General features: G+C 46.2%; 12 protein-coding genes. 1 reads left to right on the top strand and 11 read right to left on the bottom strand.

Features of this window, described 5'->3' with window-relative positions; genetic code table 11:
* Window positions 1–5: 5 nt before the first annotated feature.
* Window positions 6–179 (top strand): ribbon-helix-helix domain-containing protein, encoded by a 174-nt coding sequence (locus GH808_RS08040; protein ID WP_186842270.1) that lies wholly within the window; start codon window positions 6–8, stop codon window positions 177–179.
* A 58-nt stretch (window positions 180–237) separates the two neighbouring features.
* On the opposite strand, the gene GH808_RS08035 is transcribed toward GH808_RS08040, so the two are convergent.
* The 11 genes from GH808_RS08035 to GH808_RS07985 all read right to left on the bottom strand — a co-directional run bounded on the left by GH808_RS08035 (window position 238) and on the right by GH808_RS07985 (window position 13,907).
* A complete protein-coding gene (locus GH808_RS08035) occupies window positions 238–1,044 on the bottom strand; it encodes a TIGR00282 family metallophosphoesterase (protein ID WP_186842263.1) in 807 nt (268 codons plus the stop codon).
* A gap of 55 nt (window positions 1,045–1,099) precedes the next feature.
* Window positions 1,100–2,644 (bottom strand): ribonuclease Y, encoded by a 1,545-nt coding sequence (gene rny, locus GH808_RS08030; protein WP_186842262.1) that lies wholly within the window; start codon window positions 2,642–2,644, stop codon window positions 1,100–1,102.
* Between the two features lie 314 nt (window positions 2,645–2,958).
* Window positions 2,959–4,059 carry a recombinase RecA gene (gene recA, locus GH808_RS08025; RefSeq protein ID WP_186842261.1) on the bottom strand — a complete coding sequence of 367 codons (1,101 nt, stop codon included), beginning with the start codon at window positions 4,057–4,059 and terminating at the stop codon, window positions 2,959–2,961.
* A 55-nt stretch (window positions 4,060–4,114) separates the two neighbouring features.
* A complete protein-coding gene (locus GH808_RS08020; protein WP_186842260.1) occupies window positions 4,115–5,356 on the bottom strand; it encodes a competence/damage-inducible protein A in 1,242 nt (413 codons plus the stop codon).
* A gap of 173 nt (window positions 5,357–5,529) precedes the next feature.
* On the bottom strand, window positions 5,530–6,069 hold the full coding sequence (gene pgsA, locus GH808_RS08015) for a CDP-diacylglycerol--glycerol-3-phosphate 3-phosphatidyltransferase (protein ID WP_186842259.1): 540 nt from the start codon (window positions 6,067–6,069) through the stop codon (window positions 5,530–5,532).
* The gene (gene rimO, locus GH808_RS08010) at window positions 6,053–7,423 is read right to left on the bottom strand and encodes a 30S ribosomal protein S12 methylthiotransferase RimO (RefSeq protein ID WP_186842258.1); all 1,371 of its coding nucleotides are present in this window, start codon (window positions 7,421–7,423) and stop codon (window positions 6,053–6,055) included. The genes pgsA and rimO overlap by 17 nt, the downstream gene beginning before the upstream one ends.
* 7 nt (window positions 7,424–7,430) lie before the next feature.
* A complete protein-coding gene (locus tag GH808_RS08005) occupies window positions 7,431–9,857 on the bottom strand; it encodes an FtsK/SpoIIIE family DNA translocase (protein WP_186842257.1) in 2,427 nt (808 codons plus the stop codon).
* Window positions 9,858–10,025: 168 nt separating this feature from the next.
* Window positions 10,026–10,478: a dUTP diphosphatase gene (gene dut / locus GH808_RS08000; protein ID WP_186842256.1), complete on the bottom strand. Its 453-nt coding sequence runs from the start codon at window positions 10,476–10,478 to the stop codon at window positions 10,026–10,028.
* Window positions 10,478–12,556: a polyribonucleotide nucleotidyltransferase gene (locus GH808_RS07995; protein WP_186842255.1), complete on the bottom strand. Its 2,079-nt coding sequence runs from the start codon at window positions 12,554–12,556 to the stop codon at window positions 10,478–10,480. Before GH808_RS07995 ends, dut begins: the two co-directional genes overlap by 1 nt.
* Before the next feature lie 56 nt (window positions 12,557–12,612).
* A complete protein-coding gene (gene rpsO / locus GH808_RS07990; protein WP_186842254.1) occupies window positions 12,613–12,879 on the bottom strand; it encodes a 30S ribosomal protein S15 in 267 nt (88 codons plus the stop codon).
* A 119-nt stretch (window positions 12,880–12,998) separates the two neighbouring features.
* Window positions 12,999–13,907 carry a bifunctional riboflavin kinase/FAD synthetase gene (locus GH808_RS07985; protein WP_186842253.1) on the bottom strand — a complete coding sequence of 303 codons (909 nt, stop codon included), beginning with the start codon at window positions 13,905–13,907 and terminating at the stop codon, window positions 12,999–13,001.
* Between the last annotated feature and the right edge of the window lies 1 nt (window position 13,908).

The following is a 13,908-nucleotide window of genomic DNA, read 5'->3' as shown; positions in this document are numbered from 1 at the left end:
TAAAGATGAGTGATAAATACGGACTAAAAACTAGAACTCGAATCTCCAATGCGGTTGATTCTGAATTATGGTTGAAGTTACAAACCTTATCGAAAGAAACGATGATCCCCATATCGAAGTTACTGGATAAAGGAATTGAACTTGTTTTAAATGAGTATGAAAGGCCTGTTGAAAAATAGGCTTTTTTCTATATTTGGGGATCTTTGGCTATATTTTTAGGTACTATTCCCTATCTCCTTATTTTTTATTTTCTTCAATGGTTTCATATAATCGAGTGATTCTGATCACTTTATTTTCAATTTCATCTATTTCCAGCATAATCCCATTGATCTGAACCGCTCCGGTCGCTGTTTCAAAACGTTTGGGACGTTTGGTGAGCATCGTCTCCAGAATGATTTCCCGGTCGACTCCGATGACCCCGTCCAGCGGGCCGGTCATCCCGATATCAGTGATATAGGCGGTTCCCAGCGGTAAAATGCGCTCATCCGCGGTCTGGACATGGGTGTGGGTGCCGTAGACGGCCGTCGCAAACCCGTCCATAAAATAGCCGAAAGCGATTTTCTCGGAAGTGGCCTCCGCATGGAAATCGATTAAAACCAAATCGGCCGAGTTTTTCAGTTCGTCCATTATCGGGCTAATTCGATTGAACGGATTGTCCAAAGCCGGCATAAATATCTGTCCCGACAAATTGACGACCGCGATTTTTTTGATTTCATCGTTTTTCAGTCGGCATTCAAAAATGCCATATCCCTTCCCGGGACAGGGCTCCGGATAATTGAGCGGTCGGATAATTTGCGGGAAATCTTCAATGGTTTCCAGAAATTCCTTTTGCTGCCAGACATGGTTTCCCATCGTGACGACATCGATCGGCTGATTCAGCAGTTCTTTGGCATTTTTTGTTGTTAAACCGTTGCCGCCGGAAGCGTTCTCGCCATTGACGATGGTAAAGTCGATTTGATATTGGGTGATTAACTGGGGCAGTTTTTCCTTGACGGCCTTTCGGCCCGGTCGGCCATAGATATCACCGAGTATTAATATATTCATATTCTATCCTTTTTTATTTCAGTTAAAAAAAAGGGGAGAAAATCTCCCCTTTTGACTATTTGGCAAAGTCGCTTGCTCGCGTTTCACGAATGAGATTAACCTTAATGTTCCCGGGATATTCCATTTCTGCTTCAATCTTCTTGGCAATATCGCGAGATAATAGAATCATCTCTTCATCATTAATTTCATTTGGTTTAACCATAACTCTGACTTCACGACCAGCCTGAATAGCGTATGATTTCTCGACGCCTTCAAATGACGAGGCGATGGTTTCGAGTTCCTGCAGTCGCTGAACATAGGAAACCAGTGTTTCTCTTCTGGCCCCCGGTCGAGCTGCCGAAATGGCATCAGCTGATTGAACCAGAACCGCTTCCATCGTTCTTGCCTCAACGTCACCATGATGAGCTTCTACGGCGTGAATGATATTTTTATTTTCTTTGTATTTTTTAAGAACGTTCACGCCAATCTCGACGTGTGGACCTTCAACCTCATGGTCGATCGCTTTTCCGATATCATGTAACAAACCTGCCCGCTTCGCAACTTTGACGTTGCCGTCAAGTTCAGCCGCCATCAGACCAGCCAAATGCGACACTTCGATGGAATGTTTTAAAACATTTTGTCCATAGCTGGTTCGGTATTTCAGTCGGCCCAGCAATTTTACAATTTCCGGATGCAAACCATGAATGCCAGTATCGAAACAAGCCTGTTCTCCGACTTCTTTGATCTGGTTTTCAACTTCTTTTTGGGCTTTCTTCACCATCTCTTCAATTCTTGCTGGATGGATCCTCCCGTCAATGATCAATTTTTCTAAAGCCAATCTGGCTACTTCCCGACGAATCGGATCAAACCCGGAAAGAATGACTGCTTCCGGTGTATCATCGATAATCAGGTCGATACCCGTCAATGTTTCCAATGTTCGAATATTGCGACCTTCCCGACCGATAATTCGTCCCTTCATTTCATCATTGGGCAGATTAACCACCGTGATGGTTTGTTCGGCAACATGGTCTGCTGCACAACGCTGAATGGACTGAGCAATCAGCTCTTTGGCTTTTTTATCAGCAACCGCTTTGGATTCGACTTCAATCTGGCGAATCATGATCGCAGCTTCACTGCGCGTCTCTTTTCTGACATCATCAAGCAAAATCTCTTTTGCTTCATCATAAGTCATTCCGGATATGCGTTCGAGTTCTTTAACTTCATCCTCGTATAAGCCATCCAGTTTTTCTTTTTTCTTTTCCAGTTCTTTGCCTTTTTTACCAAGGGCTTCTTCGTTTCTTTCTAAATTTGTTAATTTTTTCTCTAGATTTTCTTCCTTTTGAATAAGTCGATTTTCAAATTTTTGAAGCTCGGCTCTTCGATCTCGGTTATCTCTTTCATTGGATTCTTTTAATTTCAAAGATTCTTCCTTGGCATTAAAAAGAATTTCCTTCTTTAAAGTTTCCCCTTCTTTTACGGCATCGTTCACAATCGCAGCGGCAGCATTTTCAGCATTTTTGATTTTGCCTTCCGCAATATTCTTACGGACAAAATAACCGATGACAAAAGCGACGATTATACCGATAGATAAGATAATTATTAGTATGTCTATAATTTTCACCTCCTCATAAATATTATTTAGAATTTTACTATACTCATCATAAACACTATTTTATACTTTTTTTAAAATAGTGTCAAGAAACAAAGGTGAAAGGGTGTTTGTTATTTTCACAACCTTTAATTATTTCATAAAATGCCGGCAACTAATTGCGTAGCGGTATTCGTATGCACCTTGACTGCGCATCCGGCTTTATTTTAAGCAACGCCTGTTTTTAACAGCCTGTGTTTAATTTTAATCAATTTCTTTTCTTGCTGTTCAAACGCAAAAAAGGAACCAGTTAATGGTTCCTTCAGCTTGTCGGCCAAGCTCAGTTTTTAGTCTGGACTATTTTCTTCGTCAAAAAGGGATTTTTCAGCCGGTTGCTCTTTTTCGATTGCATCGGGTTTAGCCGCCGCATTTTTCAAGGCATTCTGCGCGCGAATTTCCTTCTCGATGGTGTCAGTAAGATCCGGGTTGGCCATCAGGTATTCTTTTGAGTTGTCACGTCCCTGACCCAGGCGCTGCTCTTTATAGGAAAACCATGATCCGGATTTGTCGACGATATCCATCTCAACGCCGACGTCCAGAATATCGCCTTCTTTGGATATTCCTTTGCCGTACATAATATCGAACTCAGCCTGTTTAAAAGGCGGTGCCATCTTGTTCTTGACCACTTTTGCACGGGTCCGGTTGCCGATCAGTTCGGTCCCCTTTTTGAGGGATTCAATCCGACGCACTTCAATTCTGACCGAGGCGTAAAATTTAAGCGCCCGGCCGCCGGTGGTTGTTTCCGGATTCCCGAACATCACGCCAATTTTTTCTCTGAGCTGATTGATGAAGATGACCGTTGTATTTGATTTATTAATGATACCGGTTAACTTTCTCAATGCCTGGGACATCAGTCGGGCCTGCAGCCCCATGTGAGAATCACCCATTTCGCCATCGATTTCCGCCCGTGGCACCAGCGCCGCTACCGAGTCAACGACCACCACATCCAGCGCATTACTTCGCACCAGTGCTTCGACGATTTCCAGGGCCTGTTCACCGGTGTCGGGTTGCGCCACCAGTAAATTGTCAATGTCAACCCCCAGTGCTTTGGCATAGGTGGGGTCCAAGGCATGCTCGGCATCAACAAAGGCCGCATTCCCGCCGGTTTTTTGGGCTTCCGCAATGATATGAAGAGTAAGGGTCGTTTTTCCGGAGGATTCCGGACCATAGATCTCGACAACACGTCCCCGGGGAACTCCGCCAATGCCTAAAGCCAAATCCAAGCCGATTGAAGATGTGGAAATGACATCAACATTGAGTTTTGCACTATCGTCACCCAAACGCATGACCGCCCCTTTTCCAAAGCTCCGCTCAATACCTTTCAGTGCAGCCTCCAAAGCTTTCTGTTTATCCGTGATCTGATCGTTTGTTTTCGTTTTTTCAGCCATTTGCGCCCATCCTTTTCATTATTCGAACATTCGTTCTCTGTTTATTATAGCCAACTTAACTATTTTTGTCAATAACGGTCTTTCTGATCAGATGAAACACCTTGTTGGCCGTTTTTATCTGAACCATTTTTCGTTCCCCGTTAAAATGGCACTTGGTAATCTGGGTTTTCCCCTTGTAGCAGATGCCGACATAGACCAGTCCTACCGGTTTTTCGGCTGAACCGCCTTCGGGTCCGGCAATGCCGGTCACCGATACCGCCAGCTCGGCATCGGCAATTTTTTGCAGGTTTTCGCACATTTCCCGCGCGGTTTCTTCACTGACCGCGCCGAATTTGTCCAGCGTTTCTTTTCTGACATTAAGCAGCTTCATTTTTGTTTGATTGGAATAGGATATGATCCCGGTTCCGAAAACTTTTGAAATGCCTGCCTGTTCCGTGAGTTGTGAAGCAATCAGTCCCCCAGTGCAGGATTCCGCGGTCGCAATGCTGATGTTTTTTTCAATCAACAGCTTGCAGACCGTTTCTCGCAGCGACTCTTTGGAAAAGGTGAAAATATTCTCCTCGAACCGTTCCAGCATGATGGCCTCGTATTGATCCAGCAAGGTGTTGAGCGCTTTTTCATCGTCGCCGTTGGCGGTGATGCGCACCAGCACTTCGCCCATTTTAGCATAGGTGGCGATGGTTGGATTCGTCTGCGTATCGATCAGATCCAGCAGCCGGTCTTCCGCTGCCGACTCGCCGATATCGGACAGATTGTAGTAGCGCGATATCACCAGCTGTTTGCTTTTCTGGGTAATCAGCGGCACGACATCTTCGTCAAAAACACGTGTCATTTCTCGGGGTGGTCCCGGCAGCATGATGATGACTCTGCCCTGTTCCCGCATTAAAATACCGGGCGCCGTTCCACAGGGATTCGCCAGCACTTCGGCGTTTTCGGGCACAAAGGTCTGTTTGAGATTGTTGGGTGTAAATGAAAATTCCCGGTTGGTAAAGTACTGCAGCAGTTCTTCTTTGATTTTTTCATCCTGAATCAGTTCGCGGTTGAATAATTCTGCAATCACTTCTTTGGTCAGGTCATCCTGGGTCGGTCCCAGTCCGCCGGTTGTAATAATCAGGTCACTGCGTTCAAAAGCAATCTTCACCGCTTCTTCCAGCCGTTTGGGATTGTCGCCAACCGTGGTATGATAACAAACGCTCAGCCCCAGATGGGACAGCTCTTTTGATAAATAATTGACATTGGTATTGAGCGTGTCCCCAACCAGAAGCTCGGTTCCCACGCATATTATTTCACATTTCATTTTCTTTCCTTTCAATCTTACGAGTTCAGCAGGTTGTTGATAAAACCCGTACCGACCAATTGTTAATCTGTTGTGGTGCTGCAGAATCGGACACTCTTCGAGATGTCCGCTCTGATGCACACAACATGATGTAACAATTGTCGGTACTCCGTTTGATTTTTACCTTTAGTCCGTTACATCGTGCGGAATACTTTTCGGTTCAGGATGAAATAATCGACGCCGGAGATAATCGTCATGATCGTGGCAATGTAGATCATGATCGTACCGGCGGGAATGTTGATCAGATAGAACGGCCAGTTGCCGAACAGAATGATCACGATGGCAATCATCTGGGTCATTGTTTTGGCTTTTCCCCATTTGCTGGCAGCGATCACGATTCCGTCGGCGGCGGCCAGGGTGCGAAGGCCGGTTATTGCAAATTCACGGGCAATGATGATGATCACGATCCATGCCGGCACCGACCCCAGCTGAACAAAGCAGATCAGGGCGGAACAGACCAGCAGCTTGTCTGCCAGCGGATCCATGAATTTTCCGAAATCGGTGACCAGATTCCGGCTGCGGGCCAGATAACCGTCCAGGCTGTCGGACAGCGCTGCAACAATAAACAGGACGGCGGCAATCGGCTGATGATAAGGGAATTCAATTAACAGGGCAGCGATAAAAAATGGAATCATGATAATACGTAAAAGAGTAATCTTATTCGGCAAGTTCATTTTTAATATCTCCTATCAAATCATATTCTAATGCATTGACTATTTTCACAGCATAAAATTCGCCAATGGTCAGTGGGATTTCCCGACTGTCGACAAACACCGTGCCGTCGATATCCGGGGCATCGCCATAAAAGCGTCCGGTATAGGTATCTTCATCAATCCCTTCAATCAGTACGTCCAGCGTTTTACCGATAAAACGCTGCTTGTTCTTTAATGAAATCGGCTGCTGGGCCATCATGATTTCATCGTAACGTTTTTCCTTGACCGCTTCCGGAATCTGATTTTCAAAATCCGCGGCCGGGGTACCGTCTTCCTGGGAATACCGGAACACCCCCAGGTGATCAAATCCCAACTGCTCAATGCTTTTTAACAGCGCAGTGTGATCGGCCTCGGTTTCACCGGGAAAACCGGTAATGATCGATGTCCGCAGCACCGCCTCCGGCAACGCCTCCCGAATCAGCGCAACCAGGTTTTTGATCTGCGCAAAAGTCATCTGGCGCCCCATTCGCTTGAGGATGACATCCTGGGTATGCTGCAGCGGGATATCAAAATACTGACAGATAGCCGGATACTGCCGGACCACCGCCAGCAGCTGCGGCGTAATCCCTTCGGGATACAGATACATCATCCGGATCCATTTGAAATCAAAATCCCGGGCGATTGTTTCAAGCAGTTTCGGCAAATCATAACCTTCAGCAAGATCTTGGCCATACGGGGCAATGTCCTGACCGATCAGAATCAGCTCGCGGATGCCTTTTTGCTCCAGATAGCGCAGTTCATCAAAAATAGCCTGACTTTTCCGGCTCCGGTAATTCCCCCGGATCTGCGGAATGGCACAGTAGGTGCAATGATGATCGCAGCCTTCACTGATTCTGACATACGTGGATACCGTCCCTTCTTCAATATACCGATTGACCTTGCTTGTTGATTCCTTTTCGATATCGCCGAGATAGGTTTCATCCTGACGGATGATCTGACTGTCGGCAGTGCTGGACGCTTCAAAGCGGTTGATCAGATCGATGATATCATCGAAGTGGCCGACGCCCAGAAATCCGTCAATTTCTTCAATCTCTTCGCTTAATTCCTGATGATAGCGTTCCGCCATGCATCCCGCGACGATCAGCACGTCGCATTGGCCGTTTTTTTTATAATCCACATATTCCAGAATATAATCGATCGATTGTTCCTTTGCCTCCTGAATAAAGCAACAGGTATTGACAATGATGATGTCGGCTTTCTGCGGATCGTCCTGGATTAAAAAATTCTTTTCCTCGATCAGCCCCAGCATCCGCTGCGAATCGATGGTGTTCTTATCGCAGCCCAGCGTTGTTACATGGATACTTTTATTTCTCATTCTTCACCTACTCTTGATTTCTAAGTTCATCTTCTGTTACCAGTATCTGCCGTGGTTTGCTTCCGTTCGGACCGGAAATAATGCCGCGCTCTTCGAGATCATCGATGATCCGGCCAGCCCGTGCATATCCCACTCCCAGTTTACGCTGCAGCATTGAAGTGGAGACCTGATTGTATTCAAAGGCGATTGTGATGGCATCCGCCAGCAGCGCATCGCCTTCGCGCTTATTGCCGGTTTTCTCTTCCGGTTCTTTGGAGATTTCATCTTCAATGGCGGCATCATAATGGTTGCCTTTTTTGACTTTTACCGCATCGATGACGGCGTTGATCTCATGATCGGAAACATAGGTACATTGGGCCCGCGTCGGTTTCGACTGGCCCACCGGGAAATACAGCATATCGCCTTTTCCCAGCAGTTTTTCCGCGCCGCCGGTATCCAGGATCGTCCGTGAATCGGTATTGGAAGCCACCGCAAAGGCGATCCGCGAGGGAATATTGGCTTTAATCAACCCGGTGATGACATCCACCGAGGGTCGCTGGGTGGCAATGATCAGATGGATCCCGCAGGCTCGGGCCAGCTGGGCAATCCGGCAAATGGCGTTTTCAACCTCTTTGGGGGATGTAATCATCAGATCCGCTAACTCATCGACAACAATGACAATGCGGGGTAATTTTTTCGCGCCCGAATTGACCATGATCTCATTGTAGCCTTCAATATCCCGGACGCCGGATTCTTTAAACAGCATGTAGCGGTCAGTCATTTCTTTGAGTCCCCAGTTCAGTGCATACGCGGCCTTCTTGGGATCGGTCACGACCGGTATCAGCAGATGCGGAATGGCATTGTACTGACTCAGTTCAACCATTTTGGGATCGATCATAATGAAACGCACTTCGTCCGGCGCTGATTTGAAAATCAGACTTGTGATGATGCTGTTGATGCAGACACTTTTTCCTGAACCGGTGGCACCGGCAATCAGGACATGCGGCATTTTCCCGATATCGCCGATGATGCTCTCGCCGGTCAGGGTTTTTCCCAGCGCAAAGGTCAATGGGCTCTTGCTCTCCTTAAATTGAGGAGTGTCGATGATTTCGCGCAAACCGACAATTTCTGAAATCTCATTGGGCACTTCAATCCCCACTGCCGCTTTCCCGGGAATCGGCGCTTCAATCCGAATGTCCGAGGTCGCCAGGCTCAGGGCCAGGTCATTGGACAGATTCACAATTTTATTGACCTTCACACCGGCGGCCAGCTGCAGCTCAAAGCGGGTGATGCTGGGTCCGACATTGACTTCGATGATTTTCGCCCTGACCCCGAAGTTTTTCAGGGTATCCTCGATGATTTTCGCCTTTTTGATCACATCATCTTTTTTTGATTTTTTTTTTGCTGCCGGCGGATTGAGCAGATCCATTGATGGAAAGACGTAGTCCTCGATGGGCTCCGGGGCATCAATTGTTTCCTGATTGCTGACCCGGGTTTCTGCTTTTTCTGCTTTCCCGCTGCTTATTTTACCTCTGCTCAAGCCACTTAAATCCGAGATGTCAAGCAGGTCTTCATGAATCTTGATCGGCTCGTTTTTGACCTCAACCTGTTCTTCAATGAAGCCAAACGGATCTGTCTTCGTTATCTTTTTTGGTTTTGCTGCCGGCTTCAGTGGTTCAAACAGGGATTTATTATTGGCATTGTCATTGATCTGAAAGGGTTCAAATAAGGTGGCGTCGCTCGCTTCGTCGCTGACCAGGGGAATCATTGTCGTCTCTGACGTACGGTCTTTGGTCGCCTTGACTTCATTTTTGATTTTTCGTTTGTCTTTGACCGCATCAATTTTATCTTTAATGCGATCTTTTAACGGCGGCGCATTTTTGTTTTTATCTTTTAAATTCTCCCAGTATTTCTTGAGGCTGTTCTTGAAGATAATTGCCAGCATCAGCACCGAGCTGATAAAAATAAGCAGAATCGTTCCCTTGACGGCAAACAGTTTGATAAATAAGGCGGCCAGCAGAATGCCGATGATCCCGCCATATTGACCGTACTGTGCCAGCGTAAACAGTTCCAGAATGCTGTAATCCATTAAGTTTGGCGTATTGATACTGAAGACGATCATCATATTAACCAGCAGCAAAAGAATGAGGACAAAGTTCTGCGCCCAGTCATCAATTTTATTGACACAGAAAATAACGCCCAGCGCCATCAGGTAAAAACAGATAAACAGCGTGACGGTTCCAAAACAATAACTGAAACCCTGGCTGACGATATCGCCGACAATCCCCGCATTGAAATCAATGTATGCGTAGGCCGTAAAACAGCCTAATAAGATCAGGAAAATGCCGATCGCCAGATTGCTGCCAAATGCTTTTTTGGCGGCTTTCCCGGTTCGTCGTTTTTGTGGTGCCGTTCTTTTTTTCTGATTAGGTTGGTTCGTTTTTTTTGTAGCCATGCTTCTCCTCGAATTAATAAAAGATATGATAAAAGGTGTAGGAAAACCTACACCTCGGAGTGTCGACAATCAATAAGGTGCAACAATCATGGTGATCCAAGTTTTGCGACAGCTCCTAGTGCTTGTATATTGTTTTGCTGATATGAAAAAGCGGGACGATCCGGCGTCTTATTTTCCGGAGTGGCCAAAGCCACCGTCACCGCGTTCGCTCGATTCCAATTCTTCAATGCTGGCGACAGCCATGAAATCCGCTTTGATGTATTCGGAAAAAACCATTTGCGCGATTCGTTCCCCCGGTTCCAGTTGATAGGGTCGGTCCAGCAAGTTTATCAGAATAATCTTAATTTCGCCACGGTAGTCCGGATCAATCGTGCCAATTCCATTGACCAGCGCGAGGCCGTGCTTCAGGGCCAAGCCGCTGCGCGCCCTGATTTGGGCTTCAATGCCAAGCGGCATTTCGATGAATATTCCGGTCGGAATCTGATAAACCTTTTTCGGCATGATAATCAGTTTTTCCTCGATATTTGCCCGTAAATCCACACCGGCAGAGCCCTGGGTCTGATACTCCGGCAACGGATAATCGGATTTATTTAAAATCTTGACGTTGCAGTTTTTCATCATCAATCCTTTGGCAGTACTGCCTTGCGCGATAGATTGATTCTTCCCTGGCCATCAATTTCCATGACTTTAACGGTGACTTCATCGCCGATTTTGACCACATCTTCAACGTTATTGACGCGTTCATTGGCCAATTTGGAAATGTGAATCAGACCGTCTTTACCGCCTGGTAACGACACAAAAGCGCCGAAGTTCATGATTCGTACGACCTTGCCGGTTAATATTTCGCCAACTTCGACGACGCGGACAATGTTTTCGATGATTGCCTTGGCCTTAGCGCCGGATTCTGAATCTGTGGCGGCAATGAATACCCGGCCATCATCTTCAATATCGATTTTCACACCGGTTTCATCAATGATTTTATTGATGACTTTTCCGCCGGAGCCGATGACGTCTCTGATTTTATCCGGATTAATCTGCAGAATGATGATCTGCGGTGCGTTCGCTGACAGTTCTTTTCGCGGTTCGGATATCTCTTCGTTCATGATGCCCATAATATGGAGTCTGCCGATACGGGCCTGTTCCAGCGCTTCGGTCAATACTTCTTTGCTGATCCCGTCGACTTTAATGTCCATCTGGATCGCGGTGATGCCTTCAGCCGTTCCAGCCACCTTGAAGTCCATATCGCCCAGGGCATCTTCCATTCCCTGAATGTCTGAAAGAATGGCCAGTTTATCGCCTTCTTTAATCAGTCCCATGGCAATTCCAGCCACGGCTGCCTTGATCGGTACGCCGGCTGCCATCAGCGAAAGCGAACTGCCGCAAACACTGCCCTGAGAAGTCGAGCCGTTTGAACTGAGCACTTCGGATACCACCCGAATCGCATAAGGGAACACTTCTTCTGATGGCAGCACTGGGATCAGCGCCCGCTCAGCCAGATTTCCGTGTCCGATTTCACGACGTCCCGGTCCTCGGGAAGGACGGGTTTCGCCGACACTGTAGGAGGGGAAATTGTAGTGATGCATATAGCGTTTTGACTCATCATTTGACAGGCCATCCAGCGTTTGCGCATCGCGTAAAACGCCGAGTGTCGTCACCGACAGTACCTGGGTTTCCCCGCGGGTAAACAGTCCTGAACCATGAGGTCGGGACAGGTAATCCACTTTGGCGGAGATTGGTCTGATTTCATTCGTTTTGCGATTGTCCGGACGGATCCGTTCTTCAAGAATCAGTCGTCTGATTTCTTTCTTCAGCATTGATTTGAGAACATCATCGACTTCATTTCCCTTGTCCGGAAACAGCTCTTCACAATGTGCTTTGACGGCCTCGTTGATTTTGTCGATATTTTCCATTCGCTCCAGTTTATCAGCCGTATTGACGGCGTTTTTCAACTGGTCGCCGATAAATGTAACAATTTCAGTTGCAACTTCTTCGCAAGGCAAAAAGAGTTTGTATTCCTTTTTTTCCACGCCGACAGTTGCAATGATTTCTTCCTGAAAAGCGACAATTTTTTTGATTTCTTCATGCGCCAGCAGGATGGCATCGAGCATCAGTGCTTCGGAAACGATGTTGGCACCGGCTTCAACCATCATGATGGCTTCCTTGGTTCCTGAGACGATTAAGCTGAGATCGCTTTTGCCCCGTTGTTCTTCGTTGGGATTGATAATCAATTCTCCATCCACGCAGCCGACGGCAACTGCCCCGGTCGGTCCCTGGAACGGAATATCGGAAATCGACAAGGCAATCGATGATCCGATCATCGCTGCGATTTCAGGTGCATTATCCTGTTCGACTGACATAACGGTTGCAATCACGGTCACATCATTTCTGAATCCCTTGGGAAACAGAGGACGAATCGGTCGGTCCATCAGTCTTGAGTTTAAAATGGCTTTTTCGGTGGGTCGGCCTTCACGTTTGATAAAGCCGCCGGGAATTTTCCCAACCGAGTATTGCTTTTCTTCATAATCGCAGCTTAATGGGAAAAAGTCCATTCCTTCCCGTGGCTTTTTAGAAGCGGCTGCCACTACCAGCACTTCTGTTTCTCCGTATCGAATCATGGCAGCGCCTTTTGCGAGCTGGGCTACTTCACCAATTTCCACTTTGAGTGGACGCCCGGCAATTTGAGTTTCAAAAATATTCATCTCTTTCTCGCTTTCTATTTAATTTAAAAAAAAAAGGCGGAATACTCCGCCCCAAATTATTTTCTTAAGCCTAATCTCTGGATTAGTTCACGATATCGGTTGATATCTTTGTTTTTCAAATAAGTTAATAATCTTCTTCGTTGTCCGACCAGTTTTAACAAACCACGTCGGGAGTGATGATCTTTTTTATGAACGGCAAGATGTTCGTTGATATCATTGATTCTGGCCGTTAACAATGCGATCTGAACTTCCGGTGAACCGGTATCGCCTTCATGTGTTTTGTAGTCCGCTACTACTTGTTCTTTTACTTCTTTACTAATCATTTGTTTCTCCTTGTTTTTAAATTATCCATAGACCGAGTAGTTTGTTGGAGTTTCAAAAAACTAAGTGGATGGAATTAACTTATTAAGTATATCATAAACACAAAATTGTGTAAATGCCTTTATTTTATATAGTGATTGCGAATGTCTTCGATATCACTTCTTATTTGGGCAATCAGATCATCGACGGTATCAAATTTAATTTCATTCCGAATTTTATTTTTAAAGACAATCGTCAGTTCCTCGCCGTAAATGTCCTCGTCGAAATCATAAATGTAGGTTTCAATGCTGAAAGGATGTTTTTCGAAGGTCGGATTGCAGCCCAGATTGGTCAGTCCGTTCAGGCATTTTCCCTGATAATAGACCTGGGTGTAGTATACACCGGTATTCGGCAGCACTATTTTGGGATCGAGCTTGATGTTGGCGGTGGGAATGCCGTATTGTCGGCCCAGTTTTTTTCCCTCCACCACCTTGCCGGTTAAGGCATAGTCGCGGCCCAGAAAATCTTTGACCTCGTCAACCTGTCCGGTGCTGATCATCTCGCGGATGAAAGATGAACTGACGGAGTGCTTCTCAATGGTATACTGCGGCAAAATTTCGACTGCAAAACCGTAGATCTGGCCCAGTTCTTTTAATTTTTCGGTGGTCCCGGCACCCTTATAGCCAAAATTGTAATTGTATCCCACTACGACCGCTTTAACGTTGTATTTTTTCAACAGATAGTCCGTAATGAATTTCTCGGGGGTCAGTTTCATCAGGTGTTCCGTAAAAGGGTTTAAAAACACATACTCCAGGCCAATTTTTTGAATCAGCGCTTGTTTTTCAGCATTTGAAGTGATCAGCCAGGGCGTGTAGTTTGGAAAAATCCGTTCCAGTGGATGCTCTTTAAAAGTCATCACACCGGTTTTTATGCCCATTTGATCACCAATCTCTTTTGTTCTTTTCAGCAGGGCCTGATGGCCAAGGTGCACGCCATCAAAAAAGCCGAGTGCCAGAACAATTTCTTCTTCATGATACAATGTCTCTGTCATC

The sequence above is a fragment of the Acetobacterium fimetarium genome, from assembly GCF_014284475.1.
Classification (GTDB): Bacteria; Bacillota; Clostridia; order Eubacteriales; family Eubacteriaceae; genus Acetobacterium; species Acetobacterium fimetarium.
This window is presented reverse-complemented; position numbering and strand designations above follow the sequence as displayed.